Annotated in this window: 30 protein-coding genes; 11 read left to right on the forward strand and 19 right to left on the reverse strand. The window is 73.0% G+C overall.

Going from position 1 to position 25,270, the window contains the following annotated elements; translation table 11 throughout:
• Window positions 1-54 precede the first annotated feature (54 nt).
• The 4 genes from NH339_RS00430 to NH339_RS00445 are packed head-to-tail and all read right to left on the reverse strand — an operon-like array spanning window position 55 to window position 5,950.
• Window positions 55-1,479, reverse strand: a complete 1,425-nt coding sequence (locus NH339_RS00430) for an NAD(P)/FAD-dependent oxidoreductase (protein WP_253021410.1) — start codon at window positions 1,477-1,479, stop codon at window positions 55-57.
• Window positions 1,480-1,519: 40 nt separating this feature from the next.
• Window positions 1,520-2,482, reverse strand: a complete 963-nt coding sequence (locus tag NH339_RS00435; RefSeq protein ID WP_253021411.1) for a hydroxymethylglutaryl-CoA lyase — start codon at window positions 2,480-2,482, stop codon at window positions 1,520-1,522.
• Entirely contained in the window at window positions 2,479-4,335 is a 1,857-nt protein-coding gene (locus NH339_RS00440) for a biotin carboxylase N-terminal domain-containing protein (protein ID WP_253021412.1), read from the reverse strand. The genes NH339_RS00435 and NH339_RS00440 overlap by 4 nt, the downstream gene beginning before the upstream one ends.
• A 7-nt stretch (window positions 4,336-4,342) precedes the next feature.
• The gene (locus tag NH339_RS00445; RefSeq protein WP_253021413.1) at window positions 4,343-5,950 is read right to left on the reverse strand and encodes a carboxyl transferase domain-containing protein; all 1,608 of its coding nucleotides are present in this window, start codon (window positions 5,948-5,950) and stop codon (window positions 4,343-4,345) included.
• Window positions 5,951-5,995: 45 nt separating this feature from the next.
• On the opposite strand from NH339_RS00445, the gene NH339_RS00450 reads away from it, so the two are divergent.
• A complete protein-coding gene (locus NH339_RS00450) occupies window positions 5,996-6,544 on the forward strand; it encodes a TetR/AcrR family transcriptional regulator (protein ID WP_253021414.1) in 549 nt (182 codons plus the stop codon).
• A 22-nt stretch (window positions 6,545-6,566) separates the two neighbouring features.
• On the opposite strand, the gene NH339_RS00455 is transcribed toward NH339_RS00450, so the two are convergent.
• Complete coding sequence (locus NH339_RS00455) at window positions 6,567-7,457, reverse strand: EamA family transporter (protein ID WP_253021415.1); 891 nt, start codon at window positions 7,455-7,457, stop codon at window positions 6,567-6,569.
• A 72-nt stretch (window positions 7,458-7,529) separates the two neighbouring features.
• On the opposite strand from NH339_RS00455, the gene NH339_RS00460 reads away from it, so the two are divergent.
• The 4 genes from NH339_RS00460 to NH339_RS00475 all read left to right on the forward strand — a co-directional run bounded on the left by NH339_RS00460 (window position 7,530) and on the right by NH339_RS00475 (window position 9,251).
• Window positions 7,530-8,423, forward strand: a complete 894-nt coding sequence (locus NH339_RS00460) for a LysR family transcriptional regulator (protein ID WP_253021416.1) — start codon at window positions 7,530-7,532, stop codon at window positions 8,421-8,423.
• 140 nt (window positions 8,424-8,563) lie between these two features.
• Window positions 8,564-8,797, forward strand: a complete 234-nt coding sequence (locus tag NH339_RS00465; protein WP_253021417.1) for a hypothetical protein — start codon at window positions 8,564-8,566, stop codon at window positions 8,795-8,797.
• A gap of 10 nt (window positions 8,798-8,807) precedes the next feature.
• A complete protein-coding gene (locus NH339_RS00470) occupies window positions 8,808-9,026 on the forward strand; it encodes a hypothetical protein (protein WP_253021418.1) in 219 nt (72 codons plus the stop codon).
• Between the two features lie 15 nt (window positions 9,027-9,041).
• Window positions 9,042-9,251, forward strand: coding sequence for a hypothetical protein (locus NH339_RS00475; RefSeq protein WP_253021419.1), 210 nt, complete (start codon window positions 9,042-9,044; stop codon window positions 9,249-9,251).
• Window positions 9,252-9,269: 18 nt separating this feature from the next.
• Here the strand turns inward: NH339_RS00475 and NH339_RS00480 are convergent, their stop codons facing one another.
• Complete coding sequence (locus NH339_RS00480; protein ID WP_253021420.1) at window positions 9,270-10,853, reverse strand: MFS transporter; 1,584 nt, start codon at window positions 10,851-10,853, stop codon at window positions 9,270-9,272.
• A 148-nt stretch (window positions 10,854-11,001) separates the two neighbouring features.
• Between NH339_RS00480 and NH339_RS00485 the strand changes: the two genes are divergently transcribed.
• Entirely contained in the window at window positions 11,002-11,529 is a 528-nt protein-coding gene (locus NH339_RS00485) for a TetR/AcrR family transcriptional regulator (protein ID WP_253021421.1), read from the forward strand.
• Between the two features lie 62 nt (window positions 11,530-11,591).
• Window positions 11,592-12,719: a glycerophosphodiester phosphodiesterase gene (locus tag NH339_RS00490; protein ID WP_253021422.1), complete on the forward strand. Its 1,128-nt coding sequence runs from the start codon at window positions 11,592-11,594 to the stop codon at window positions 12,717-12,719.
• Window positions 12,720-12,726: 7 nt separating this feature from the next.
• Here NH339_RS00490 and NH339_RS00495 read toward each other — a convergent pair whose 3' ends face one another.
• The 6 genes from NH339_RS00495 to NH339_RS00520 form a co-directional block, all read right to left on the reverse strand.
• Window positions 12,727-13,278 (reverse strand): dihydrofolate reductase family protein, encoded by a 552-nt coding sequence (locus tag NH339_RS00495; protein ID WP_253021423.1) that lies wholly within the window; start codon window positions 13,276-13,278, stop codon window positions 12,727-12,729.
• Window positions 13,275-14,225 (reverse strand): helix-turn-helix transcriptional regulator, encoded by a 951-nt coding sequence (locus NH339_RS00500; protein WP_253021424.1) that lies wholly within the window; start codon window positions 14,223-14,225, stop codon window positions 13,275-13,277. Before NH339_RS00500 ends, NH339_RS00495 begins: the two co-directional genes overlap by 4 nt.
• A gap of 52 nt (window positions 14,226-14,277) precedes the next feature.
• Window positions 14,278-14,877, reverse strand: coding sequence for a YigZ family protein (locus NH339_RS00505; RefSeq protein ID WP_253021425.1), 600 nt, complete (start codon window positions 14,875-14,877; stop codon window positions 14,278-14,280).
• 17 nt (window positions 14,878-14,894) lie between these two features.
• Window positions 14,895-15,656, reverse strand: a complete 762-nt coding sequence (locus NH339_RS00510; RefSeq protein WP_067860826.1) for a class I SAM-dependent methyltransferase — start codon at window positions 15,654-15,656, stop codon at window positions 14,895-14,897.
• Between the two features lie 711 nt (window positions 15,657-16,367).
• Window positions 16,368-17,171, reverse strand: a complete 804-nt coding sequence (locus NH339_RS00515; RefSeq protein ID WP_253021426.1) for a crotonase/enoyl-CoA hydratase family protein — start codon at window positions 17,169-17,171, stop codon at window positions 16,368-16,370.
• 36 nt (window positions 17,172-17,207) lie between these two features.
• On the reverse strand, window positions 17,208-18,188 hold the full coding sequence (locus NH339_RS00520) for a MerR family transcriptional regulator (RefSeq protein WP_253021427.1): 981 nt from the start codon (window positions 18,186-18,188) through the stop codon (window positions 17,208-17,210).
• A gap of 178 nt (window positions 18,189-18,366) precedes the next feature.
• Between NH339_RS00520 and NH339_RS00525 the strand changes: the two genes are divergently transcribed.
• Together NH339_RS00525 and NH339_RS00530 are read left to right on the forward strand one after the other, a co-directional pair.
• Window positions 18,367-18,663 (forward strand): WhiB family transcriptional regulator, encoded by a 297-nt coding sequence (locus NH339_RS00525; RefSeq protein WP_067860831.1) that lies wholly within the window; start codon window positions 18,367-18,369, stop codon window positions 18,661-18,663.
• 21 nt (window positions 18,664-18,684) lie between these two features.
• Window positions 18,685-19,245 (forward strand): type 1 glutamine amidotransferase domain-containing protein, encoded by a 561-nt coding sequence (locus tag NH339_RS00530; protein WP_253021428.1) that lies wholly within the window; start codon window positions 18,685-18,687, stop codon window positions 19,243-19,245.
• Window positions 19,246-19,341: 96 nt separating this feature from the next.
• Here the strand turns inward: NH339_RS00530 and NH339_RS00535 are convergent, their stop codons facing one another.
• From NH339_RS00535 to NH339_RS00560, 6 genes are all read right to left on the reverse strand, one after another.
• Window positions 19,342-19,653: a DUF4235 domain-containing protein gene (locus NH339_RS00535; protein ID WP_253021429.1), complete on the reverse strand. Its 312-nt coding sequence runs from the start codon at window positions 19,651-19,653 to the stop codon at window positions 19,342-19,344.
• Between the two features lie 47 nt (window positions 19,654-19,700).
• A complete protein-coding gene (locus NH339_RS00540; RefSeq protein WP_253021430.1) occupies window positions 19,701-19,841 on the reverse strand; it encodes a hypothetical protein in 141 nt (46 codons plus the stop codon).
• Between the two features lie 3 nt (window positions 19,842-19,844).
• The gene (locus NH339_RS00545; protein WP_253021431.1) at window positions 19,845-21,203 is read right to left on the reverse strand and encodes an FtsX-like permease family protein; all 1,359 of its coding nucleotides are present in this window, start codon (window positions 21,201-21,203) and stop codon (window positions 19,845-19,847) included.
• The gene (locus NH339_RS00550; protein WP_253021432.1) at window positions 21,200-21,892 is read right to left on the reverse strand and encodes an ABC transporter ATP-binding protein; all 693 of its coding nucleotides are present in this window, start codon (window positions 21,890-21,892) and stop codon (window positions 21,200-21,202) included. The genes NH339_RS00545 and NH339_RS00550 overlap by 4 nt, the downstream gene beginning before the upstream one ends.
• On the reverse strand, window positions 21,889-22,443 hold the full coding sequence (locus tag NH339_RS00555; protein WP_253021433.1) for a PadR family transcriptional regulator: 555 nt from the start codon (window positions 22,441-22,443) through the stop codon (window positions 21,889-21,891). The genes NH339_RS00550 and NH339_RS00555 overlap by 4 nt, the downstream gene beginning before the upstream one ends.
• Window positions 22,444-22,556: 113 nt before the next feature.
• Window positions 22,557-23,477: an NADP-dependent oxidoreductase gene (locus tag NH339_RS00560; protein WP_253021434.1), complete on the reverse strand. Its 921-nt coding sequence runs from the start codon at window positions 23,475-23,477 to the stop codon at window positions 22,557-22,559.
• 64 nt (window positions 23,478-23,541) lie between these two features.
• Here NH339_RS00560 and NH339_RS00565 point away from each other — a divergent pair, with 64 nt between their 5' ends.
• Window positions 23,542-24,021 carry an NUDIX domain-containing protein gene (locus NH339_RS00565; RefSeq protein WP_253021435.1) on the forward strand — a complete coding sequence of 160 codons (480 nt, stop codon included), beginning with the start codon at window positions 23,542-23,544 and terminating at the stop codon, window positions 24,019-24,021.
• 47 nt (window positions 24,022-24,068) lie between these two features.
• Here NH339_RS00565 and NH339_RS00570 read toward each other — a convergent pair whose 3' ends face one another.
• Window positions 24,069-24,689 (reverse strand): LysE family transporter, encoded by a 621-nt coding sequence (locus NH339_RS00570; RefSeq protein WP_253021436.1) that lies wholly within the window; start codon window positions 24,687-24,689, stop codon window positions 24,069-24,071.
• 139 nt (window positions 24,690-24,828) lie between these two features.
• On the opposite strand from NH339_RS00570, the gene NH339_RS00575 reads away from it, so the two are divergent.
• Window positions 24,829-25,266, forward strand: a complete 438-nt coding sequence (locus tag NH339_RS00575) for a DoxX family protein (RefSeq protein WP_253021437.1) — start codon at window positions 24,829-24,831, stop codon at window positions 25,264-25,266.
• Window positions 25,267-25,270 lie beyond the last annotated feature (4 nt).

A 25,270-nucleotide genomic window follows, 5' to 3' on the forward strand; every position in this document is an offset into this window, starting at 1 on the left:
TCTCGGCCCGCAAACGTCACACTCAGCGGAAGGGTGCAGGCGGGGGGGGTGGGGTCAGAGGCGGCGGAGGGCGGTCTCGGCGGCGTTGAAGCCGCCCATGCCGTGCACGCCGCCGCCGGGCGGGGTGGCGGCGGAGCAGAGGTACACGCCCTCGACGCCGAGCGAGTAGGGATCGAGCGTCGGACGGGGGCGCAGCGGGATCTGACGCCACGTGTTCGCGCCGGTGCCGATGTCGCCGCCGACGTAGTTCGGGTTGTACGCCTCCAGCTGCGCCGTGCCCTTCGAGACCACCTGCACGATCCGGTCCTGGAAGCCGGGCGCGAAGCGCTCGACCTGGCCGATGATCTGCTCGGTCGCGTCCCCGGGCCACGCGTGCGGGACGTGAGCGTAGGCCCAGACCGGGTGCACGTCGCCCTGCGAACGGCTCGGGTCCGCGACGTACTGCTGGCCCAGCAGCACGAACGGACGCTCGGGCATCGTGCCGCGCGCCGTGCGACCCTCGGCCTCGACGACCTCCGACGCGTCGCCCGCGACGTGGACGGTGCCGGCACGACGCACGTCGTCGTTCGTCCACGGGATGCCGCCCTCGACCGCGAGGTCGATCTTGAACGCCGCCGGCCCGTACCGGTACGCACGCAGCGCACGCGCGACGATCGACGGCATCGCGTCGCCCACGATGCCGAGGGCACCGCGCGGCGAGGTGTCGAGCATGACGACGTCGGGACGCGCACCGGTGCGGTCGGCCAGCTGGTCGAGGCTCGTCACCTGCACGCCGGTGCGCACGGTGCCGCCGAGCTCCTCCAGCAGCGACACGAGGGCGTCCGCGATGGCCTGCGACCCGCCCTCGGCGACCGGCCAGCCGTACCGGTGGCCCGCGGCGGTCAGCATGAGACCGACGGAGGCGCTCAGCGGGGTGTCGAGGCGGCCGAACACGTGCGCGGCGACCCCCATGAACAGCGCCCGCGCCGGCTCGTCGTCGAAACGGCGGGCGAGCAACGTGGCGGGGAGGGCCGCGTTGAGCCCGAACCGACCGAGCGCCAGAGGGTGGGACGGCACGTGGACGACGGGGCGCAGGACGTCGGCGAGCAGGTCGTCGAACCCGTCGCTGAGCGGCTCGAACAGCCGACGCCACCTGCGCGCGTCGACGCCGAGCGACGCGGCCGTGCGGTCCATGTCGCGGCTGACGACCCCGGCACGGCCGTCGTCGAGCGGGTGGGCGAGGTCGATCTCGGGCCAGAGCCAGCGCAGCCCGTGCCGCTCGAGGTCGAGCGAGCCGAGGAACGGCGAGGCGACGCCCATCGGGTGGAAGGCGGAGCACTCGTCGTGCAGGAGGCCGGGCACCGTCAGCTCCGACGTGCGCGTGCCGCCTCCGACCCGGTCCGAGCGCTCCAGCACGGTGACGTCGAGACCCTCCTGCGCGAGTCGTACCGCCGCCGCCAGACCGTTCGGACCGCTGCCCACCACCACTGCCGACGTCATGGCCTCATCCTCGCACCGGGCGGACGATGCAGCGCGTCGCTCAGGTGCCCAGCGCCCGCACCACGGCGCTCGCGGGCGCCTTGCCGAGCTGCTCGGCCATCCACGTGCTGGTGGCGACGAGCGCGTCGAGGTCGACCCCGTGCTCGATCCCGAGCCCGGTGAGGAACCACACGAGGTCCTCCGTGGCCAGGTTGCCGGTCGCGCTCCTCGCGTACGGGCAGCCGCCGAGCCCGCCCGCCGACGCGTCGAACGTCGTGACCCCCGCCTGCAGCCCCGCGTGGACGTTGGCGAGGGCCTGTCCGTAGGTGTCGTGGAAGTGCAGCGCCAACCGCTCCGGACCGACGCCGGCCGCACCGAAGCGGCGCACGAGGTCGCCGACCTGGCCGGCGGTCCCGACGCCGATGGTGTCGCCGAGCGACAGCTGGGTCGCGCCGAGCTCGAGCAGCGCGCACCCGACCCGCACCACGGCGCCGGGGTCGACGGGACCCTCCCACGGGTCGCCGAAGCACATCGACACGTAGGCGCGGACGTCGGCGCCGGCGTCGAGCGCGCGTCGCACGACGGGCGCGAACATCGTCATCTGGTCGGCGACGGTGCTGTTGAGGTTCTTCTCGGCGAAGGTCTCGGTGGCGCTGGCGAAGACGGCCACGTGGGCGCAGCCGGCCTCGAGCGCACGGTCGAGGCCGCGCTCGTTGGGCACGAGGACGGGGTGCGGGAACGTGGGACCCTCGCGCAGCTCCTCGACGAGGTCGGCGGCGTCGGCCAGCTGCGGCACCCACCGCGGGTGCACGAAGCTCGTGGCCTCGACGACGGGCAGGCCTGCGGAGACCAGCCGGCGGACGAACGCGGCCTTCACCTCGAGCGGGACGACCGACGTCTCGTTCTGCAGGCCGTCGCGGGGGCCGACCTCGTAGATGGTCACGCGGGCCGGCAGCCCGGGCTCGGCCACACGCACGGGCAGGGCTCCGGGGCCCGCGGCGGTCGACGTCCCCGGGGCCGTCACGCGTCCTCCTCCACGTGCACCACGACGTGGCCCATGGCGACCTGGTCGCCGACCGCGGCGCCGACGTGGGTGACGGTGCCAGCGTGGGGGGCGACGAGCGCGAGCTCCATCTTCATCGCCTCGACGGCACCGAGCCGCTGGCCCTCGATCACGACGTCCCCGACCTCGACGTCGAGCGCGACGACCGACCCGGGCATGGGTGCCACGACGTCGGCGTCACCGACCGCCGCCGAGGAGGTGCGTCGCATGGCGTCGGCCTGCTCGAGGACCCGGGTCTGGCCCTGCCAGGTGGCCCAGACGCGACGCCCGCGCGCGGTGGCGTCGGCGTGCTCCTCCTGGGGGTCCACCGTGACGGCGTGGGTCGTGCCGTCGGGCTCGGCGACGTGCACGACGAGCGGCGTCGCGGGTCCGGCCGAGCGCCAGCCGTCCCCCCGGCCGAACGGCGAGGTGTCCTCGGGCTCGCCGAGCAGCAGCGCGGCCGCACGCAGTGCCTCGGGTGCGACGTCGGGCCGCTCGAGGAGCGGTCCGTCGTAGGCGTCGAGCCATCCCGTGTGCACCTCACCGGAGCGGAAGGGCCCGGAGTCGACGAGCCGCCGCACCCACCCGAGGTTGGTGGCGATGCCCTCGACGGCGGACCCGTCGACGACGTCCAGGAGCGCGTCGACCGCCGCGTCGCGGTCGGGGCCGTGGGCGACGAGCTTGGCGAGCATCGGGTCGTACGCCGACGACACGTGCGCCTCGCCCTCGATCGCGGCGTGGACCTCGTGCCCCTGCTGCCCGCCCCACCGTGCGTCGAGCACGTGGCCGGCCTGCGGCAGGAACCCCGTGTAGGGGTCCTCGGCGTACACGCGCACCTCGACGGCGTGCCCGGTGCAGGTGATGTCGTCCTGGGCGAGCGGCAGCGGCCGGCCGGCGGCGACGTCGAGCTGCCACTGGACGAGGTCGAGGCCGGTGACCTGCTCCGTGACGGGGTGCTCGACCTGCAGACGCGTGTTCATCTCCAGGAAGTAGGCGGTCTGCCCCTGCCCACCGTCGCCGACGGCACCGGCCACGAGGAACTCGACCGTCCCGGCGCCGACGTACCCGACCTCCTCGCACAGCGCCACCGACGAGCGGTGCAGCAGGTCGCGCAGCGCGGGGTCGAGGTCTGGCGCGGGCGCTTCCTCGACGACCTTCTGGTGGCGGCGCTGGGCGGAGCAGTCGCGCTCGAAGAGGTGCACGACGGTGCCGTGGGTGTCGCCGAAGACCTGCACCTCCACGTGCCGACCGCCCTCGACGTACGCCTCGACCAGGAGCGTGTCGTCGCCGAACGACGACGCCGCCTCGCGTCGGGCGGTAGCGACCGCGCCGGCGAGGTCCTCGGCGCGGCGGACGACGTGCATGCCCTTGCCGCCGCCACCGGCGGCCGCCTTCACGAGCACGGGGTACGCGTCGGGCGGCACGTCGTCGACCTCGTACCGCGGGGTCACGGGCACGCCGGCACGCTCGGCCACGTCGCGGGCACGGTCCTTGCGGCCCATCAGCTCGATCACCTCGGGCGACGGCCCGACGAACACGAGGCCGGCGTCCTGCACGGCCCGCGCGAAGCCGGCGTTCTCCGACAGGAAGCCGTACCCGGGGTGCACGGCGTCGGCGCCCGACGCGACGGCCGCGGCCACGACCTCCCCGACGTCGAGGTAGGAGCCGACGCGCACGGCGTCGTCGGCCTCCGCCACGTGCAACGACGAGGCGTCGAGGTCGGTGTGGACGGCGACGCTGCGCAGGCCCGCGGACCGGCAGGCGCGGACCACGCGACGCGCGATCTCGCCGCGGTTGGCGACCAGGACGGTACGGATCAGGCGGGTCTCGGTCATGGTCGGCTCACATCCGGAAGACGCCGAAGCCGGGCGCACCGGCGTCGGCAGCGGGTCGGTCGGCGAAGGACGGGACGGGCGCGTTCGCGCAGGCCTGCAGGGCGAGGCCGAGCACGCGCCGCGTCTCCCGCGGGTCGATGATGCCGTCGTCCCAGAGTCGGGCGGTGGCGTAGTACGGATTGCCCTGCTCCTCGTACTGGGCGCGGATCGGCGCCTTGAACGCCTCCTCCTCATCGGCCGACCACGCCTCGCCGCGCCCCTCGATGCCGTCCCGGCGGACGGTGGCGAGCACCGAGGCCGCCTGCTCGCCGCCCATCACGGAGATGCGCGCGTTGGGCCACGTCCAGAGGAACCGCGGGTCGAAGGCACGGCCGCACATGCCGTAGTTGCCGGCGCCGAACGAGCCGCCGATCACCACGGTCAGCTTCGGCACGACGCTCGACGCGACCGCGGTGACGAGCTTGGCGCCGTCCTTCGCGATCCCCCCGTTCTCGTACTCGCGCCCGACCATGAAGCCGGTGATGTTCTGCAGGAAGAGCAGCGGGATGCCGCGCTGGTTGGCCAGCTCGACGAAGTGCGCGCCCTTGAGCGCCGACTCGCTGAACAGGATGCCGTTGTTGGCGACGATCGCGACGGGGTAGCCCTCGACGTGCGCGAACCCGCAGACGAGGGTGTCGCCGTAGAGCGGCTTGAACTCGTGCAGACGGGAGTCGTCGACGACGCGCCGGACCACCTCGCGCACGTCGTAGGGGGTGCGGCCGTCGACGGGCACGACGTCGAGCAGCGTCTCGGGGTCCTCGCGCGGCGGCAGGGCGGGCTGCGGCTCGAGATGGGTACGCGCGGGGGCCAACGTGCCGACGATCGAGCGGACGATGTCGAGCGCGTGCGCGTCGTCGTCGGCCAGGTGGTCGACCACACCCGACGTGCGCGCGTGCACGTCGCCGCCGCCGAGGTCCTCGGCCGTGACGACCTCGCCGGTGGCGGCCTTCACGAGCGGCGGCCCGCCGAGGAAGATCGTGCCCTGCTCGCGGACGATGACCGTCTCGTCGCTCATCGCCGGCACGTACGCACCGCCGGCCGTGCACGAGCCCATCACCGCCGCGACCTGCGCGATGCCGCGCGCCGACAGCTGCGCCTGGTGGAAGAAGATGCGGCCGAAGTGCTCGCGGTCGGGGAACACCTCGTCCTGCATCGGCAGGAACGCGCCGCCGGAGTCGACGAGGTACACGCAGGGCAGGCGGTTCTGCAGCGCCACCGTCTGCGCGCGCAGGTGCTTCTTGACCGTGAGCGGGTAGTAGGTCCCGCCCTTCACGGTCGCGTCGTTGGCCACGACCATCACCTCGCGGCCCGCCACGCGCCCGATGCCGGTGACGATCGACGCGGACGGGACGGCGTGCTCCTGGTCGTCCTGCCCGTACATGCCGTACGCCGCCAGCGGCGCGATCTCCAGGAACGGCGAGCCGGGGTCGAGCAGGCGGTCCACGCGGTCACGGGGCAGCAGCTTCCCGCGGGCCACGTGCCGCTCCCGCGACGCCTCGCTGCCACCGCGACGCACCACCGCGAGCCGCTCGTGCAGCTGGTCGACCAGGTCGCGCATCGTCGAGGAGGACGTCATGCGGCGAGGTTAACACCCATTAACCTACTGCGGTATCGTGCTCCCATGACCACCCGACGACGCGAGATCGCCCGCAGCGCCGTGGAGCTCTTCGCCGACCGCGGGTTCCACGGCGTCAGCGTGGGCGACGTCGGCGCGGCGTCGGGCATCTCCGGCCCCGCGATCTACAAGCACTTCCGCGGCAAGGAGGAGGTGCTGGCACAGGCGCTGGTCGACATCAGCACCGAGCTGCTCGACACCGGACGCGCCAGGGTCGCGGCGCACGACGACGCGTCGGACCGGCTGGACGCGCTGGTGGACTGGCACATCGACTTCGCCGTCAGCCACCCCGCCTACATCGTCGTGCAGGAGCGGGAGTGGTCGCGGCTCGACGCCGACGCGCGTGCGGAGGTGCGGGCCCTGCAGCTGGCCTACGTCGACCTCTGGGTCGACGTCGTCCGCTCGTTGCGCGACGACCTGCAGCGCGCCGAGGCCCGGGCCGTCGTGCAGGCGGTCTTCGGGCTGCTGAACTCCACCCCGCACAGCGCGCGCATCGGCGAGGACGCCCTGCGCACCCTGCTCGCCCGCATGGCCCGCGCCGCCCTCCTCGCCTGACGACGGATCGGCACGGCGCCCCTCAGCCGGACGTCGGGGCGGCGACGAGGCGTACCGGCCGTCGCGCCGACGTCACCGCCACGGCGACCCCCACCAGCATGACCACCGCGCCGACCGCCTCGAGCAGGTTGGGCACCTCGTCGAGGACGAGCCACGCGGAGAGCATGCCGACCGGCGGCACGAGCAGGATGTACGGGACGACCGACGACGCCGGGTGGCGCGCGACGAGGCCGTTGAAGATCGTGTAGCCGACCAGCGAGGCGGCCACGACGGTGTAGAGCGTGCTGAGCAGAGCGGTCCAGCCGAACCCCGCAAGGGCCTCCCCGATGACGGCAGGACCGTCGACGACGAGCGAGACGGCCAGGCAGGGCAGGGGCACGACCAGCGCCGACCAGACGACGAGCGAGAGCCCCGACTCGACCTTCGCGGCACGGGCCACGACGTTGCCGACCGCCCAAGAGAGCGCTGCACCGACGGTGACGAGCAGCGGCACGATCGACGCGCCGGCACCGAAGCCGACGGCCACGGTGGCGAGACCGATCGTGCCGACGAGCGCCCCGCCGACCTGGCGACGCGTGGCCCGCTCGCCCAGCGCGAGCGACGCGATGACCATCGTCAGCACGACCTGCGCCTGGAGCACGAGCGACGCCAGCCCGGCCGGCATGCCGATCGCCAGCGCCAGGTAGAGCAGCCCGAACTGGCCCAGGCTCATGAAGACGCCGACCGCGACCACCGCCTGCCACGACGCCCTCGGCCGCGGCACCAGCAGCACGAGCGGGAACGCGACGAGCACGAACCGGATCGCGAGGAACAGGAACGGCGGCACGTCGCGCAGACCCAGGTGGATGGCGACGAAGTTGCACCCCCACAGCACGGCCACGAGCACGGCAAGGAGGCTGTCACGGCGGGTCACGGGCTCAGTCTCGTCGGGTCGACGATGTAGGTCCAGCGATGCTTTCTTCACGATTCGATGTACGTTTCGTGCATGATCGACCTGAGTGCGCTGCGTTCGCTGCTCGCCGTGCACCAGCACGGCAGCGTGGTCGCCGCGGCGCACGCGCTCGGCTACACGCCGTCGGCCGTGTCGCAGCAGGTGAAGCGGCTCGAGCGTCAGCAGGGCCGTCCTCTCCTCGAGCGTGTCGGCCGCGGCGTGGTGCTCACCGACGTCGGCCGGCTGCTTGCCGAGCGCGGCGCGGGGGTGCTCGACGAGCTCGAGACGCTCAGCCACCTCGGGCACGACGTCGACCAGCCCCAGGGCTCCTTCCACGTCGCGACGTTCACCACGGCGCACCGCGGTCTGCTGGCCCCCGCGCTCGCGGCGCTGGAGGTGTCGGCTCCGCAGCTGCGCGTGACCGTGACGGAGGCCGACCCGCGCGACGTCGTGCTGCAGGTGGCGCGCGGCGCTGCCGACGCCGGGATCGTCCACGACTGGGAGAGCGTGCACCTGGACGTCCCGCCCGGTGTCGAGCAGGAGCACCTCCTGCTCGACCGGGCCGACCTCGTCGTCCACCGCGAGCACGCCCTCGCCGACCGCGAGACCGTCACGCCGCGCGACCTCGTCCGGGAGCGCTGGGTGTGCACCCCCGCCGGGACCCTCTGCCACGACTGGTTGCTCGTCATGTTCGCCCGGCACGGCCTGCGACCCGACCTGCGCTTCACCGACAACGAGTACGCGTCGCACGTGGCGCTGGCCGCCGCGGGCGTGGCGGTCGCGCTCGTGCCGCGCCTGGGTCGCGGTCCGCTCCCCGACGAGGTGGTGTGCGTGCCGGTCGTCGACCCCGTCCCGGAGCGTCGCATCGGTCTCGTGTGGCGGCGGGCCACCACCGGCAACCCGGCGCGCCGGGCCCTCCGCGACGCCCTCGCCGCGGCTGTCTCCTGACCGGTCCCCCAGCGCCCCGGGACGTTGCCCACAGCCCGGACCTGCCGTTGTCAACCCCATCCACAGACATCGTGAAGAGGTCTGGTCGTCGACCTCGGAGGTCGAGAGGGTCGAGGCATCGACGATCCAGGGGGACCACGATGAGACACATCGCCACCGCGCTGGCCGGCGCGCTCGCCCTGAGTCTGCTGGCCTCACCCGCCCAGTCCGCACCCGCCCAATCCGCACCCGCCCAGTCCGCACCCGCCCAGTCCGCACCGCACCCCGACACCGGTCTCGACGGCGCGAGCGCCGTCCGGACGGTCGGCCTCGAGCTGCACACGGACGACGCGACGCTCGCGTACTACGCCGCCCGGAGCGGGTTCTTCGGATAGGGACGTCCTGATGCCATCCACCTCGCCAGTGCCGCGCGTCGTCCTGGGCTTCGTCGTCCAGGCGCTCACACTGGCCGTGCTCGCCCTCGTCTTCGTCGCCGCGCGCCGCGCACTCGACGTCGACGCCACCATGAACTGGGGCCTCTACGCCCAGCTCGTGCTGTTCACGACCTTCGCGTCCGTCCTCGGAGCGATCTACCGACGCCCCCACCGCGATCACCGCGACTGACCACCGGAGGTAGCCATGCACCACCCCAGCCGCAGCTGGACCACGATCCCCGGCATCCTCGTCCGCTGGACGGAGATGACCCTGCTCGCGCTCGCCTACGCGTACGCGCGGCACCTCGTCGGCGTCGACCCGACGCCGGACTGGGACCGTGCCGGGTCGATCGTGCTCCTGGGCACGCTCGTCCTCTTCCTGGTCTGGAACTACGGGCGGCCGCGTCCCCGATGAACGGGGACGCAGCCGTCCTCAGTGCGAGACGTTCTCCACCGACGGAGCGTGCTTGAGGGTGCGCCAGGAGACGAGGGCGGCCAGGAGGGCCACGCCGATCGCCAGGCCCGACGTCCGCTGCACGCCGAGGTCGAAGGCGGCGCGCGCCGACTCCGCGAGCGCGGCACCCATCTCGTTCGGGTACCGGTCGGCCATCCTCAGCGTGCTGCCGAGCGTCTCGAACGCGTGGTCGCGCTCGCCGTGCTGCAGCATGGCCGGCACGGTCAGCTCGGCCCGGTAGGTGGCCGTGAGGATGCTGCCCAGCACCGCCGTGCCCAGCACGGCACCGATCTCGTAGGCGGTCTCGGAGATGGCCGACGCCGACCCTGCCTTGTGCGGCGGGACGGCCGCGAGCACGAGGTCGTTCGTCAGGGTCTCCGCCAGACCGATGCCCACGCCCATCACCGCGAAGGCGACGGGGACGCTCACGACCGTCGGGTGCCCCGTGAACGCCGCCACGGCGTAGCCGAGCGACGACGCGACGAAGCTCAGGCTCACCAGCACGCGCACCGGGAAGCGGCGCACCAGCCGCACCGCGACGAAGCCGCACGCCATCGTGACCAGCAGACCGGGCAGCAGCACCATCGCCGACGTCATCGGTGACAGCCCCAGCACCAGCTGCAGCAGCTGGGCTGCGAAGAACAGGAAGCCGGTGAGGCCCATGAGGCTCAACAGGTTGGCGGCCAGCGCGCCGCTGAACACCGGGTTCCGGAACAGCGTGAGGTCGAGCATCGGCGACACGCTGCGCCGCTGACGGCGGACGAACAGCACACCGGCGGCGACCCCGAGACCGAACGACGCGAGCGTCACGTCGTCGAGGCCGGCCTTCGCGAGGTGCTTGATGCCGTAGACCACCGGCAGCATCGCCACCACCGCGAGCAGGATCGACGTCGGGTCGAGCGGGCCCGGGCTCGGGTCCTTCGACTCCGGCACGAGCCACAGCGCCAGCGGCACGAGCACGACGATGAGCGGCACGTTGATGAGGAACACCGAGCCCCACCAGAAGTGCTCGAGGAGGTAGCCGCCGAGCACCGGGCCGAGTGCTGCACCACCGGAGAACATGGCCGCCCACGCGGCGATCGCGAGCCGGCGGTCGTGGGCGTGGTGGAAGACGTTGCGCAGCAGCGAGAGCGTCGACGGCATGAGCGTGGCGCCGAAGAAGCCGAGCAACGCACGAGCCGCGAGCAGCATCTCGGCGCTGCTCGCGTAGGCGGCGACGAGCGACGCCGCGCCGAAGCCGATCGAGCCGATCACCAGCAGCCGGCGCCGACCGACGCGGTCGCCGATGCTGCCCATGGCGATGAGCAGACCCGCGAGCATGAGCGCGTAGACGTCGACGATCCACAGCAGCTGGGAGCCCGTGGGACGCAGCTCGGTGCTGATCGACGGCAGCGCGAAGCTGAGCACGGTGTTGTCGACCGAGACGAGCAGCACGGGGATCATCAGGACGGCGAGGGCGCACCACTCGCGCAGGCCCGCGCGCACGGGGGGCACCTCGGGCAGTGCCGATGCGTGGGGGCTCGACGGACGGGTGTCGTCGAAGCGGGGGTCGATGGTGGTCATGGCGGGGCCTCCTCTCGGCGGACGTGGAAGGGTCCGGGCGGCGCCCGGACCATGACCTCCACTATACCGTCCAGTCGGTACAGTTCCCAACTCGGGCGGACGCTCGCGTCGGTGATCCGTGTCGCAGCCGGCCGGGTAGGCTCGCGCCATGCCGCCGGCCGAGCGCTCCACCCGCGACCGTGTGCTCGACGCGTTCGAGACGCTTCTCGTCACCCAGGGCAGCCGCGCGGCCACTCTCGACGCCGTCGCCGCGCAGGCCGAGGTCTCCAAGGGTGGTCTGCTGTACCACTTCCACAGCAAGGACGAGCTGGTCGACGGCATGCTCGCCCGGCTGCGGGAGCAGGGCGCGCGCGACGCCGCCGCCATGCGCGAGGCGCCCCAGGGCCCGGTCGACTACTACCTCGAGACGTCCGTCGACTCCGGCTCCGACTTCGACCGCGCCCTCATCGCCGCCGCCCGCGTCTCCCAGGAGAACGACACGCGCGCCTCCGACGCGCTCGCCGACCTGCGCGAGGCCTGGTTCGTCGTGCTCCGCGAGCACCTCGGCGACGAGCCCCTGGCCCGCACCATCCAGCTCATCGGCGACGGCCTCTACTTCGACGACACCACCGGGCTGGCGGAGAAGAACGCCCTCCAGCACGTGCGCGACGTGCTGCAGCGCCTCGGCGCCCTCTGACCGTCATGTGATCGGCGACGCGATGTCGCCCGATGTTCACCCGCGGCGGCTGCCCTGGTGTCATGAAGCTGCTCGCTGTCAGTCTCGCTGCCGCCGGCGCGATCGCCACCCCCAGCGTCGCGGTCGCCACGCCGGTCGCACCCACGCACGACGAGCCGGTCGTCCAGCACGGCAAGAAGCCGACCCGCACCGTCACCGTCTTCGCGCACCGCGGCGCGTCGGGCCACCGGCCCGAGCACACGCTCGCCGCGTACGAGCTGGCCATCCGCCAGGGCGCCGACGTCATCGAGCCCGACCTCGTCAGCACGAAGGACGGCGTCCTCGTCGCGCGGCACGAGAACGAGATCAGCGGCACCACCGACGTCGCCTCGCACCCGGAGTTCGCGGACCGGCGCACCACCAAGGTGATCGACGGCGTCGACGTGACCGGCTGGTTCACCGAGGACTTCACGCTCGCCGAGCTGAAGACGCTGCGCGCGGTCGAGCGTCTCCCGCAGGTGCGGCCGGGCAACACCGTGTACGACGGGCGCTTCGAGATCCCGACCTTCGCGGAGGTCGTCGAGCTGGCGAAGCGCGAGAGCCGCGGCCGCCGCACCATCGCGGTCGCCCCCGAGACCAAGCACCCCACCTACTTCCGCTCGATCGGGCTCGACCTGAACCGTCCGCTCGTGCGCGCGATCCGCAAGGCCGGCTGGGACCGGCGCAACGCGCCGATCGTCGTCCAGTCCTTCGAGACCTCCAACCTCAAGGAGCTCGCCCGCTGGACCCGCGTGCCGCTCGTGCAGCTGACGTCGGCGTCGGGCGCACCGTACGACCTGGTCTCGCGCGGCGACGACACGACGTACGCCGACCTGACGACGCCGCAGGGTCTGCGCTCCGTCGCCCGCTACGCCCGCTGGATCGGGCCCGACAAGAGCCAGGTCATCCCCCGCGACGCGAAGGGCGCGCACACGACGCCCACGTCGCTCGTCGCCGACGCGCACCGCGCCGGGCTCAAGGTCGTGGTCTACACGATCCGCAACGAGAACCAGTTCCTGCCCACCGACCTGCGCATCGGGACCGACCCGAACGCGCAGGGCGACGTGCGCACCGAGCTGTTCCGCTACTTCGACGCCGGCGTCGACGGCGTCTTCGCCGACTACCCCGACTCCGCCGTCGCAGCCCGCGCCGCCTGGCAGAAGCGCCGCTGAGCCGCGCTCAGCCCGCGCGGCGGCCCAGCACGTCGTAGTGGGCGACGACGAAGGCCCGGTTGCGGTCGACGTCGCGCAGGCGCAGGTCAAGGCGCGCCGGCAGCAGCGGCCTGCCCGACCCGAGCGTGACGGGTGCGATCGAGACGACCAGCTCGTCGAGCAGTCCCTCCCCGGCGACGTCGGCGGCGAGCCCACCTCCCCCGACCACCCACACGTCCCGACCGTCGGCCGCCGCGACGACCTGCGGCCACCAGGCCGTCGGCGCGCCGTGGACGAGCCGCACGCTCGACGAGGCGAGGTCCGGCGTCCGATGGGTGACGACGAAGGTCGGCTGCGCGTAGGGCCAGTCCTCCCCCGAGCGCGCGACGTGGTCGACGATCCAGCGGTAGGTCGTCGCCCCCATCACGAGGGCACCGGCACCGTCCATGTGCTCGTGCCCGCCGGCGCCCTCAGGGTCGTGGTCCTGCTCCAGCAGCCAGTCCAACGAGTCGTTCTCGTCGGCGAGGAAGCCGTCGAGCGTGGTGGCGGTGACGTAGCGGACGCGGGGACGTTCGGTCATGGATGGAGGCCTCTCGGGTCGTCGTGCCCGGCACGGCGGTGCCAGAGGATCGGGTCGGGGTCGGGCAGGTCGGTGGCGCCGGCCTGCGCGAGCATCCACCGAGCCACGTGCCGACGCTGCATGGAGAACGTCAGCACATGCGACGCCACCTGACCGAGGCGGAAGGACTCCGGGGGTTCGCACAGCGCGTCGACCACGGCGTCGCCCCAGGCGGAGCGTCGCTGCACGTCGCGGACCCAGGCGAGCCAGGGCGGGGACAGCTCGTCGTGCCGTTCGACGAGGTCCGCAACGCTGACGACGCCGAGGTCGGACGGCGCCACGCCGCCCTCCACCACGGCCAGCCACGGCTCCACGCCGAGGGCGAGGTGGGTCAGCACGGCGCGCAGGGTCTCCTCGGGCCCGTGCCAGTCGGTGAGGCGGTGGCCCGGCATCCGCACGGCGTCCAGCACCTCCGCCTCGAGCGACCGCGCCGCCCGCAGCAGCGCCCCGACGTCGTCGACGTCGTGCCGAACGAGCATCTCCAGGACGTCGCCGGCGGGGTGCTCCCGCGCCTCCCCCGCATCGAGGTACAGGACCGACGGGCCGTGGAAGTGGATGCCGTTCGGCGCCGGGAGCCAGTGCCCTCGCTCCACGGCGGGCGGCAGCTGCGACGGCGGGTGTCCGAACGCGCGACCGAAGGCGCGAGCGAAGCCGTCGACCGAGTCGTAGCCCGCGGCGAGGGCCACGTCGGTGACGCGGGCGCCGCGCTGCAGCTGCCAGGCCGCCCGCTCCAGCAGCACCCGGCGGCGCAGGGCGACGGGCGGCTCGCCGGTGGCCGCGCTCAGCTGGCGCGAGAGGTGGAAGGCGGACAGGTGCGCGCCTGCGGCCATGTCCCCCAGTCGAGGACGCTCGTCAGCCAGCACCGCGTCGAGCAGGGCGACGAGACGGTCCGGCGGAGGAGCGGGCATGCGACCAGTCTGGACGCCACGACCCGGGCCACGCCCGACCGTTCTTGCTGACCTACCGCCAGGTCTCGCCGACCGTCGAGACGTCGCCGCGTCCCGACGTCAGCGAGGCGACGGTCGCGCCCAGCTCACCGTCGCGGCCTGGCTCGACGGCGAGCGTCAGCGCCACGCGCGTCCCGTAGACGACGTCGACGACGTCCCACCCGGAGCGCAGGCGGTTCTCGACCACGCCGACGAGGTCCACCGGCACGGTCACGTCGACGAGGAGTCGACGTCGACGCACCCGCGTGCCAGCGGCGTCGAGGGCGAGCGCGGTCGCGTCGCCGTAGGCCCGCACCAGGCCGCCGACGCCCAGCAGCGTCCCGCCGAACCACCGCGACACGACGGCGACCACGTCGCTCACGCCACGTCCCGTCAGCACCTCCAGCATCGGCCGACCCGCGGAGCCGGACGGCTCGCCGTCGTCGTTCGAGCGGCGCAGCCGGGCGTCCGGGCCGACGACGAAGGCCGTGCAGTGGTGCCCGGCCGTCGGGTGCCGTGCCCGCACGGCACCGACCACGGCGCGAGCCGCTTCCTCGTCGCCGACCGGGGCGACGTGCGCGACGAACCGCGAACGGCTGACCTCGAGCTCGGCGTCGGCCGAGCCCGCAGGCACCAGGTACTGGTCGGCGGTCAGCGGCGGCGCAGCTCGAGGAAGATGCTCGGGCCGAAGTCGCGCGACGCGAGCCGCTCCTGCAGGGCCTTCTCGACCGAGACGAGCAGACCGGTCGGGAGCGCCTTCTTCAGCTTCTCGCTGCGCAGGTTCGAGACCGACAGCTTGCGCTCCAGGTGCAGCCCGGCGGATGCGAGCTGCTCGACGACGGTGTCGACGTTGTGGTTGACGAACGCGATCGCGTCGGGCTCCTCGGCCGTGGCCGTGCGGATGCTGACGGGCTCCTTCGGCAGGGCCTTGCCCTCCTTCTTGAACCGGCGACGGTTCTTGAAGTGGCCGTAGTTCGCGACCTCGATGAGGGCGGTCGCGCCGGGCTTCAGCACCCGCGCGATCTCGGAGAACTCGGTGGTTGGCTCGGGGATGTGGTGCATGACGCGCACCATCGTCAGCAGGTCGAGCGAGGCGTCGTCGAACTGCAGGTCGTCGGCCTGCATCTGCACCTGCGCGATGTCGGTGCCGGCGAGCACGCGCTCGGCCGCCTCCAGCTGGGTGCGGCTCGGCTCGGCGAGCGTGACGTGGTCGGCGTACTCGCGCAGCAGCAGGCAGAGCCGGCCGAAGCCGCCGCCGACGTCGGCCGCCCGGCCGAAGTGACGGCCGTCCAGCAGACGGCGGATCGCCGCCTCCTCGGCAGCGTGCTCGTAGTCGCGGTTGTCCCAGTAGGCCGTGTAGTCGTAGCCGCGGTCGTACTGGTCGGCAACCTTCTTGCGCTTCTCGTCCGTCACGCGCGCCAGCCTAACAACGCACCCCGCCCCCAGCCCGTGCGGTGCGCCCCGCCCTCCGCCGGCCCGTGTCACGGAGTCGCGCCCACCGCTGGTCGAGTAGCAGGGACGAGCTTGCGAGGTCCCTGCGATGGAGCCGTCGCACGAGGGGCGTAGCCGCGACGGAGCGAGACCACCCGGCAACAGCTCAGCGCGAGCCAACCTCCAGCGACCGCTCGGAGTGGTCTCGATACGCCCGGACCACGCTCCTTCGTCGCAGCTCCGCGCTACTCGACCAACGGTTGTCTCGCTGGTCGAGTAGCGGCGACGGCGAGCGCCAGCGAGCTCGTCGCCGCGTATCGAGACCACCCGGCAGCAGCCCAGCGCGAACCAACCCCCAGCGAACGCTTGGAGTGGTCTCGATACACCCGGAGCACGCTCCTCCCTCACGGCTCCGCGCTACTGGACCAGCAACACTCACCGCTGGTCGAGTAGCGGCCACGCGCGACGAAGGAGCGCCGTGGCTGCGTATCGAGACCACCCGGCAGCGGCTCGGCGCGAACCGGCTCCCAGCGAAAACTTGGAATGGTCTCGATACGTCTCCGCCAGCTCCTCCGTCGCGGCGTCGACTACTCGACCAGCAACACTCACCGCTGGTCTCGATACGGCGGGACCGGCTTCGCCGGTGCACCACTCGACCTGGCTTCACCGTTCAGGCGCTGGGCGCCTTCAGGTTCAGCCAAACGTGCGGGGGCCGAACTCCGGCTGCTCGCGCTTCATCCCGGCCTTGCGGGCGATCACGGTGTTCGGGGAGCGGAACATGGCGAGCTGGTAGAGGCGCTCGCGGCGGAACGCGGAGCGCAGCCCGCCGAGGCGCACCTGGTTGAGCAGCTTCTTGCTGGCTGCGACGGAGTCGGGCGACCGGGCGACGATCGCGTCGACCAGCTCCAGCGCCGGCTTCAGCGGGTCGTCGGCGACGCCGGACGCCAGACCGATCTCCGCAGCCTCGGCGCCCGAGACGGTCTCACCGGTCATCGCGAGCCGCTTGGCGACGTCGGCGCCCACCAGCTCCACGAGGGGCACGGTGCCGCTCATGTCGGGCACGAGGCCCCACTTGGCCTCCAGGAGCGACCACTGCGCGTCGGGCGCGGTGAAGCGGAAGTCGGCGGCGAGCGCGAGCTGGATGCCCGCACCGAACACGTGGCCGTGCGTCACGGCGATCACGGGCACCGGCAACTCGCGCCAGGCCCAGAGCGCCTGCTGGAAGCCGTTCGTCGCCCGCCAGGGCAGGGTGAGGAAGAACCGGGCGACCTTTGCCCGCTGGGGTTGCACCGACGCGAAGTCGAGGCCGGCGCAGAAGGAGTCGCCCTCGCCCTGGAGCACGACGGCGCGAACGCCGCGGTCGCGGCGCACCTCGGCGGCGGCGTCGAGCAGACCCTGCAGGACGTCGAAGTCGACGCCGTTGAGCTTGTCGGGCCGGTTGAGGCTCACGTAGGCGACGGGCCCGTCGATGCGGGTGAGGACGGCAGACGTGGTCATGGACCCAGGCTAGACCTCGCCCCGACGCGGTCGCGGTCAGCGCACGCGGTCGAGGACCTTGCGCACGGCGGTGCCGACGTCGGCGGCGACCTCGGGGGCCTCGGTGCCGTAGCGGATCCGCAGCTCGTCGGGCCAGCCGGGAGTGGCCCGGATAAAGGCGGCGCGTCCACCGTTCTCGACGTGGTGACGCACGATCCCCGCCGAGTCGCCCGGAGCGTTCCAGAGCACGACGACCGACGGAGACAGCCTCCAGGCGAGGTCGAGCACCTCCCGCGGGCCGATGTCGGGACCGATGACGCGCAGCACGACGTCGGCCTGCGCGAGCGCGGCCGCCCAGGCGACGAACGGGAGCGCCTGCGACTCCTCCGTGAACGTCGCGAGCAGCACCTGCGGCTTGAGCCCACCCTGGGCGGGCGGGGCGCTGGGTCCGCGCACCTCGAGCAGCGCGTCGAGCACCGCCCGCAGCGCCAGGGTCAGCGCGTCGCGCTCGAGGTTCCCGCGGGTGGCCTCCTGCGTGAGGCGGCTCAGGGTGGGAGACAGCACGTCGCGCCACGCCTCGAGCACGGACGACGACTCCAGCACGCCGGTGACGAGCTGCTTCATACGTGTCTCGTCGCTGGCGGTCGCTGCGGCGAGCAGGGAGTCGAGGAGGTCGTCGGTCTCCACCTGAGCCGTGTGACCGGTCTCGCCCCGCAGGGCCGCAGCGAGGTCGTCGCGATCGAGGTGCCGGGCGACGCGGGCGGCGTCCTGCGCGGAGACCCCGCGCGAGACCATGCGGCGGACCAGCTCGACGCGGGTGATGTCGCGCTCGGTGTACCGGCGGTGGCCGCCGTGCGTGCGGTGGCTCGGACCGATGCCGTAGCGACGCTCCCAGGTGCGCAGGGTCGACGCAGCGACACCGAGTCGCGAGGAGACTGCTCCCACGCCCCACGTCAGGTCAGTGCCGGCGTCGGCGACGTCGCTCCACTGTCCCGCGGGCTGACGGGGTTCCTCGGGACGTCCTGGTGTTTCCTTCACCCACGCCACCTCCCAGCCTTCCTGGGTAGGTTGCTCATGTTACGGAGGATCCAGGATCTTGCCATTCTGCTTCAAGGTGCATAGATTGTGAGCAAGTTGTGTTTCTGGTCGGAGCCTCTCCGTCCCGGAGCCCATCAAGGTCGCCGGAGACTCCGACGCGACCGAGAGGGGGCACGAAATGGTCAACATCAGACGCCTGCCGATGCCGCTGCAGGAGACGTACGACTGGCAGTACGACGGTCTCTGCCGTGAGGTCGATCCGGAGAGCTTCTTCTCGCCGGAGGCCGAGCGCGGAGCGCCGAAGGCCCGCCGAGAACAGGCCGCGAAGGCGCTCTGCCTGCGCTGCCCGGTGATCGAGCAGTGCCGTGAACACGCGCTTTCGGTGCAGGAACCGTACGGTGTGTGGGGAGGGCTCAGCGAGGCCGAGCGGCGCGACATCCTCAGCCGCAGCCCGCACCCTCACCGCGCTGCCTGACCCCTACCGAGAGGACTCCCCGTGTCCGACGCATCCCTGTCCGGCAAGACGATCGCCTTCCTCACCGCCGAGATCGGCGTGGAGAAGCCCGAGCTCGAGGAGCCGTGGAAGGCGGTGGTCGAGGCCGGTGGCACACCCGTGCACATCGCACCCGAGGCCGGCACCGTCCAGTCGATGGTCAACGACACCGACAAGGACGCCACGTTCGAGGCGACCGTCGCCGTGGCTGACGCCTCGGCGTCCGACTACGACGCCCTGGTGCTGCCCGGCGGCACCGTGAACGCCGACAAGGTGCGCTCCGACGAGACGTCGGTCGCCCTGGTGAAGGCGTTCGTCGACGCCGGCAAGCCGGTGGCCGCGATCTGCCACGCACCGTGGACGCTGGTCGAGGCCGGCGTGCTCCCCGGCAAGACGCTCACCTCGTTCCCGTCGCTGGCGACCGACGTGAAGAACGCCGGCGGCACCTGGCAGGACGCCGAGGTGTTCCACTGCCCCGCCAACGGCTGGGACCTCATCACCTCCCGCAACCCCGACGACATCCCGGCGTTCAACGCCAAGCTCGTGGAGGTCTTCGCGGGCTGAACCCCGCGACCCCCGAACGACGACGAAGGCGCTGTCACCCGACCGGGGTGACAGCGCCTTCGTCGACCGAGGGGCCTTCGTCGTGCGCGAGGCGCGTCAGGAGCCGGGCCACTCCCCGGTGACCTTCTCGAACGTCCGGGCGCCCTGGCGGTTGATGACCGCCTTGACGACGGCGTAGATCGCGCCCTGCAGCGCCGCTGCGACGAGGATCTCCTTGATCGGGTACTCGCTCTCGAGCGGGCCGGGTGCGTCGGAGCGCTCGTCGCTGCTGGGGCTGACCCGCTTCCAGATCTGCTTGAAGATCAGGCTCGACAGCAGCCCGCCGAGGATCGAGCTCACGATCCCCACGGGACGGTAGAGGAGCTTGGCCGAGGTGCTGGGCTGCTTCGAGGGTGCGCGACTGGGCATGGGACCGACGGTAGCCATCCGCACGGGCGCGCGCACCCCGGCGACGATCAGGCGTCGTCCCGACGGCGGACCACGTCGGGACGGGTGAACGCCGACCCGAGCAGCGCCGTGGCCACGACCTGCTGCATGCGACGTCGGCGTCGACCGAGCGCAGCGCGACGTCGGGTCGCCGTGGTGAATCGGTCCACGGCCTACTCCGTCCGCAGGTGCACTGGGCGGGCCGCGTCGACCGCCACCGGCCTGACGAGTCGGGCGGCCGCCCAGGCTGCGAGGCTGACGCACGCCCAGGTGCCGAGGATCCCCACGACGGCCGCGACCAGCCGGGGTCCGGCGAGCGACTCCCCGACGAGCAGGAGACCGGAGTAGCCGAGGGCGCCGATGGTCGCGCCGGTCACGCCGAGCGGGACGGCGACGAGCCGCACCTGGCGCAGGAGCGCCTGGTCGAGGTCGGCCTGGGTCGTGCCCGTCGCCGCGAGGAACGCTGTCTCCCGCCGCGACTCCCAGATCGACTCGACGGCGTGCACGGCCAGGGAACCCGCGACCACGGCGAGCGCGACGAGGGCCGCCACGGCGGTCGCGACCGCACCGACGTCATAGGTGTCACCGCCGCCCCACTGGCCCATCGCCATGACGTCCCCCGAGAAGACGGCCGTGGTCCCGAGCGTGAGTCCGATCGCGCCGACACCAGCCGCCGCCCTGCCGGCGGCACCAGGAGCCACGAGCACGCGCTGCGCCGCCAGGAGCTCGGGGGCCGTGCTCGCACGTCGGAGAGCACGACGGGCGACGCCGTAGGCGACCCACGGCGCGGAGCCGACCAGGCCGAGGACGATGAGTCCCAGGGCGACGAAGGTGAGCAGGAGGTAGAGGTCGCTGCCGTAGCCGGCCCCCAGCTGCGTCACCAGGAGGACAGCGCCGGCGACGAGCGCGGCCGGGCCCCGCCACGACAAGCCCGACCGGAGGTCGACACGGCGGGCGGTGCCCAGCGGGTCGTCCTTGCCCGCTCGCGCGCCGACACCGGCGCCGACCAGGGCGACGCCGACGAGGACGAGCGGGACGACCCACAGGGGTGGGAAGGACGTCGGGGCGAGGAAGCCAGGACCCGCGAGCAGGGACCGGAGCACCAGGAATGTGGGGATGCCGAGCACTCCTCCGACGAGCGCAGGCAGCGCCACCTCGAGGGCCGCGAGGGCTCGCACGTCCCGCCGCGTGGCCCCGGCGAGCCGGAGGGCCGCGTCACGTCGCTGCCTGGAGGCGGCGCCCAGCCGCACCGCCTGGTCGAGCAGCAGCAGCGGGGGCAGCACGAGCACGATCGCGCCGAACAGCACGCCGCCGCGGGTACCTGGGTCGGCGACGATCCAGTTGACGGCCTCGAGGTCGGTGCCGTAGCCGACGGCGTCGACCACGAGGTCGGAGGGGACGCCGTCGAACCAGAGCATCGCGATCGACGCGGCCGCCATGAGCACGGCGGTCGCGACCGCGGTCGCGGCGACCACGACTAGCGCGCGCGACCCTGCCCCGGCGCGCAGGAGCGCGGGCACGACGGTCCTCATCGGGCCGTCTCCTCGCTGACGACACGACCGTCGCGCAGCACGACCTCGCGGTCGAGGGCTGCGGCGACGCGATTGTCGTGGGTGACGACGACGAGGGCCGCGCCGGACTCCGCGGTGGCGGAGCGCATCACGTCGATCACCTCCTCGGCGGTGACGGTGTCGAGCGCGCCGGTCGGCTCGTCCGCCAGCACGAGACGGGGCGAGGTGACGAGGGCGCGGGCGATCGCGACCCGCTGCTGCTCACCGCCCGACAAGGCGCCCGGCCGCTCGCCGGCGAGGTCCCCGACCCCGAGCCGATCCAGCCAGTGGTGGGCGGCTGCCTCGGCCGCATCTCGAGCCGACTTTTCGAGCAGCAGCGGGAAGGCCACGTTCTGCAGGGCCGTGAGCTCGGGGACGAGCTGCCCGAACTGGAGCACCAGACCGATCTCGCGCCGCCGTAGCCGCGTGCGCTGTGCGTCGTCGAGGGTGTCGAGGTCGTGCCCGACGACCTCGACCGTCCCCGACTGCGGCCTGAGGACACCCGCCAGGGCGAGCAGCAGCGTCGACTTGCCGGACCCGGACCGCCCGGTGACCGCCACCCGCTCACCTTCCGCCACCTGGACGGAGGCGCCTGCGAGGGCGAGCGAACGGCCGTAGGACTGGTGCACCTCGTGGGCGCGTGCGACGACGGCGGGCGGGGACGTGGTCATCGGGTGGCTCCTGCACTGGAGGGGCGTCGGGGTTCGAGGGAGGCTCGCGCAAAGCGGTCGGCGGCGGCCTGGAGCCACTGCAGGTCGGCATCGAGGTGCGCGACGGCGTGGTCGACGCTGACGCGCGCGGCGACGTCGGTGGCGCCGTCACGCTGACGCACGAGCCGGCGCATGGCCTCGAGGTGGGCCTCGCGCTGTCGGCGGAGGTAGCCGACGGCATCGCCCCCTGCGTGCAGCGCGGTGATCGTCTTGCGGACCACGTCGTCCGCGGCCGCCGGAGCGGGCGGCTCGACGTCGTCGAGCCAGGCCTCCAGACGGGCGCGCCCGTCATCGGTGAGGGCGTAGGTGGTGCGCTCGGGACCGCCGGACGGGTCAGCGGTCTCCACCACCTCGACCGCCCCGTCGTCCGACAGCTTGCTGAGCGTCGCGTACACCTGCCCGTACGCGAGCGACTTGGCTGCTGGGAAGCGGGCGTCGTGGGCGCGCTTCACGTCGTAGCCGTGCGCGGGTCCGTCGGCGAGGATGCCGAGCAGCACGTGAGCGAGAGCCATGGCGCGACTATACACATCGTGTATTCATGTGGTGAAGAGTTGCGTGAGATCCCGCGGACGCAGGACGCCCTCCCACCCGAGGGGTGGGAGGGCGTCGACGTCGCTGCGGCGGCTCAGCCGTTGCTGACGCGGATGGCGAGCTTGCCGTGGACGTGGCCCTCGCGGCTGCGCGCAAACGCGTCGGCGAGGTCCTCGAGGTCGTAGACGCCGTCGACCTCGACGCGGACGGTGCCGTCGTCGACCAGGCCGACGAGGCGGCCGAGGTCGTCGGCGTCGGGACGGACCCACAGCCAGAGGCCGCCGTGCTCGAGCACGTCGGGGTCGGCGATGGACGCGTGGCGCCCGTCGTCCTCCAGCACGGCGACGGTCTGCTCGACCACGCCGCCGACGAGGTCGAGCACCACCGAGACGCCGTCGGGCGCGAGCTCGCGGACCGCGTCGACGAGACCGTCGCCGTACTCGACGGGCTCGCCGCCGAGGTCGCGGATGCGGTCGTGCTGCGACGCGGACGCCGAGCCGATCACGCGGGCCCGGAAGGCGCGCGCGGCGAGCTGTACGGCGAAGGAGCCGACGCCACCGCCGGCGCCGTGCACGAGCACCGTGTCCTCAGGGCCGACCTCGAGCCGCTCGAGCGCCTGGAACGCCGTGAGTCCGGCGAGCGGCAGCGACGCCGCCTCCTCCCACGACAGGTCGCGCGGCTTCCGGGCGGCGGCGCGCACCGGGACGGTCGTGTACTCGGCGAAGGTGCCGCGGTGCACGTAGTCCTGGCGGTTGTAGGCGACGACCTCGTCACCGACCGCGAACTCGGGGGTGTCGATCCCGACGGCGGAGACGACGCCGGCGACGTCCCAGCCCGGGACCACCGGGAAGCGGACGTCCATCATCGCGTCGAGGCCGCCGCTCATCAGCTTCCAGTCGACCGGGTTGACCGAGGCGGCGCGCACCTCCACGAGGATCTCGCCCGGCCCGACCTTGGGGGTCGGCTGGTCGGTGAGCTCGAGGACGTCGTCGTCGCCGTACTGGGCATAGGTCATGGCACGCATGGAGATGTCAACGGACGCGACCGGTGGACCATTCCGCGACGTCTAGGCTCGAGGCATGGCCACCCCGGACTTCGTCCTCGCCCTCCGCGCCAAGATCGGCACGGACCCGCTCTGGCTCCCAGGGACGACGGCGGTGGTCACGCGCGGCGACGACGTGCTCATGGTGCGTCGCGCCGACACGGGCCAGTGGACGCCGGTCACGGGCATCATCGACCCCGGCGAGGAGCCGGCCGACGCCGCCGTGCGGGAGACGCTCGAGGAGGCCGACGTCGTGGCGCGGCCCGTGCGGCTCGCGTCGGTGGGCGTGACCGACGAGGTCGTCTACCCCAACGGCGACCGGACGCAGTTCGTCGACCTGACGTTCCGCCTGGAGTGGGTGTCGGGCGAGCCGCACCCCGCCGACGGCGAGAACACCGACGCCCGCTGGTTCCCCCGCGACGCGCTCCCGGAGATGACCGAGGAGATGCGGGGACGGGTCGACGCCGGCCTCTCCGACGAGCCCTCCGCCCGATTCGGGACGTCATCGCCCATCTGAGCGCGCCGTTCGGGCGATGACGTCCCGAATCGGGGGGACGTGGCCGGTCAGCCCTCGGCGGCGAGCGCGGTGGCGAAGCCGAGCATGACCACACCCGTCCCGCCGTCCACCCCGCGGCGGAAGCCGGGGCGCGCGATGCGCGACGCCGCACCCGAGGCCGCCAGGACGACCGCGAGCAGCACCACCGCGCCAACGACCACGAGCGTCAAGGCGTAGGCCGCGAGCACCGCGACCCCCTGGTCGCGCCCGACGAACTGCGGCAGCACGGCCAGGTTGAACGCCAGCACCTTCGGGTTCGTCACGTTGCAGACGAAGCCCTGCCGGAAGGCGGTACGGCGGCGGACCTGGGCACGACCGGAACCGACGGTCCAGGCCGACCCGTCGCGACGCAGCGCCGCGCGCAGGGCGCCGACGCCCAGCCACGTCAGGTAGACGACACCGGCCCAGCGGATGGTCTGGAACACCGGCTCCGACGCCGCGAGCACCGCACCGAGTCCCATCGCGGCCAGCAGACCCTGCAGCGCACCGGCCGTCGAGATGCCGGCAGCGGTGAACAGTCCACGAGGTCGTCCGCCGACCACGCTGGCGCGCAGGGTCAGGAAGGTGTCGGGGCCCGGCGCGACAGCGAGGAGCGCCGCGAAGGCCAGGAAGGAGAGGTAGGTCGCCACCCGAGGATCGTAGGCCTCGTGGCCGCTCGCGCGGACCCCTTCACGACCTCGCGCGACTCGCCTCACACGGGCCGCGCGGAACTCGACCCCATAGTCGTTCGTCCCTCACACGTACCGTCCACATACCTCGGGGGTTCCCATGTCCACCATCGCTCGCACGCTCGACCACCGCCGACACGCCACCGCGCAGGACCTCGGCCTCCTCATCGGGCGGGCGGTCGTCGGCGTCACGTTCGTGGTCCACGGCTGGCAGAAGTGGTCCGGCGGCATCGGCGGGACGCAGGACGGCTTCGCCGCGATGGGCGTGCCGCTGGCCGACGTGTCCGCGGTCGCGCTGGCCACGCTCGAGGTGGTCGGCGGGGCCCTGCTGGTGCTCGGCGCGCTGACGACCGTCGTCGCCCCGCTGCTCGGGCTCGGCATGCTCGGCGCGGCCTGGTACGCCCACCGCGACGCGTTCCTCGTCTCCGACGGCGGGTCGGAGTTCGTGCTCGTCCTCGCGGCCGTGGCGTTCCTGCTCGCGCTCGTCGGACCCGGCCGCTGGAGCGTCGACGCGCTCGCCGCGCGTGGCCGCCGCTGAGGGC

Source organism: Aeromicrobium sp. CnD17-E, from assembly GCF_024124745.1.
Taxonomy (GTDB): domain Bacteria; phylum Actinomycetota; class Actinomycetes; order Propionibacteriales; family Nocardioidaceae; genus Aeromicrobium.

What these genes read in the sequence shown, in the direction of transcription:
- NH339_RS00430 (WP_253021410.1), bottom strand. Translation starts at nt 1,479, where the DNA reads ATGACGTCGGCAGTGGTGGTGGGCAGCGGTCCGAACGGTCTGGCGGCG.
- NH339_RS00495 (WP_253021423.1), bottom strand. Translation starts at nt 13,278, where the DNA reads ATGACCGAACGTCCCCGCGTCCGCTACGTCACCGCCACCACGCTCGAC.
- NH339_RS00525 (WP_067860831.1), top strand. Translation starts at nt 18,367, where the DNA reads ATGGTCAACATCAGACGCCTGCCGATGCCGCTGCAGGAGACGTACGAC.
- NH339_RS00450 (WP_253021414.1), top strand. Translation starts at nt 5,996, where the DNA reads ATGACCACCCGACGACGCGAGATCGCCCGCAGCGCCGTGGAGCTCTTC.
- NH339_RS00575 (WP_253021437.1), top strand. Translation starts at nt 24,829, where the DNA reads ATGTCCACCATCGCTCGCACGCTCGACCACCGCCGACACGCCACCGCG.
- NH339_RS00535 (WP_253021429.1), bottom strand. Translation starts at nt 19,653, where the DNA reads ATGCCCAGTCGCGCACCCTCGAAGCAGCCCAGCACCTCGGCCAAGCTC.
- NH339_RS00440 (WP_253021412.1), bottom strand. Translation starts at nt 4,335, where the DNA reads ATGACCGAGACCCGCCTGATCCGTACCGTCCTGGTCGCCAACCGCGGC.
- NH339_RS00470 (WP_253021418.1), top strand. Translation starts at nt 8,808, where the DNA reads ATGCCATCCACCTCGCCAGTGCCGCGCGTCGTCCTGGGCTTCGTCGTC.
- NH339_RS00465 (WP_253021417.1), top strand. Translation starts at nt 8,564, where the DNA reads ATGAGACACATCGCCACCGCGCTGGCCGGCGCGCTCGCCCTGAGTCTG.
- NH339_RS00475 (WP_253021419.1), top strand. Translation starts at nt 9,042, where the DNA reads ATGCACCACCCCAGCCGCAGCTGGACCACGATCCCCGGCATCCTCGTC.
- NH339_RS00480 (WP_253021420.1), bottom strand. Translation starts at nt 10,853, where the DNA reads ATGACCACCATCGACCCCCGCTTCGACGACACCCGTCCGTCGAGCCCC.
- NH339_RS00490 (WP_253021422.1), top strand. Translation starts at nt 11,592, where the DNA reads ATGAAGCTGCTCGCTGTCAGTCTCGCTGCCGCCGGCGCGATCGCCACC.
- NH339_RS00565 (WP_253021435.1), top strand. Translation starts at nt 23,542, where the DNA reads ATGGCCACCCCGGACTTCGTCCTCGCCCTCCGCGCCAAGATCGGCACG.
- NH339_RS00515 (WP_253021426.1), bottom strand. Translation starts at nt 17,171, where the DNA reads ATGACCACGTCTGCCGTCCTCACCCGCATCGACGGGCCCGTCGCCTAC.
- NH339_RS00485 (WP_253021421.1), top strand. Translation starts at nt 11,002, where the DNA reads ATGCCGCCGGCCGAGCGCTCCACCCGCGACCGTGTGCTCGACGCGTTC.
- NH339_RS00560 (WP_253021434.1), bottom strand. Translation starts at nt 23,477, where the DNA reads ATGACCTATGCCCAGTACGGCGACGACGACGTCCTCGAGCTCACCGAC.
- NH339_RS00445 (WP_253021413.1), bottom strand. Translation starts at nt 5,950, where the DNA reads ATGACGTCCTCCTCGACGATGCGCGACCTGGTCGACCAGCTGCACGAG.
- NH339_RS00460 (WP_253021416.1), top strand. Translation starts at nt 7,530, where the DNA reads ATGATCGACCTGAGTGCGCTGCGTTCGCTGCTCGCCGTGCACCAGCAC.
- NH339_RS00550 (WP_253021432.1), bottom strand. Translation starts at nt 21,892, where the DNA reads ATGACCACGTCCCCGCCCGCCGTCGTCGCACGCGCCCACGAGGTGCAC.
- NH339_RS00500 (WP_253021424.1), bottom strand. Translation starts at nt 14,225, where the DNA reads ATGCCCGCTCCTCCGCCGGACCGTCTCGTCGCCCTGCTCGACGCGGTG.
- NH339_RS00555 (WP_253021433.1), bottom strand. Translation starts at nt 22,443, where the DNA reads ATGGCTCTCGCTCACGTGCTGCTCGGCATCCTCGCCGACGGACCCGCG.
- NH339_RS00545 (WP_253021431.1), bottom strand. Translation starts at nt 21,203, where the DNA reads ATGAGGACCGTCGTGCCCGCGCTCCTGCGCGCCGGGGCAGGGTCGCGC.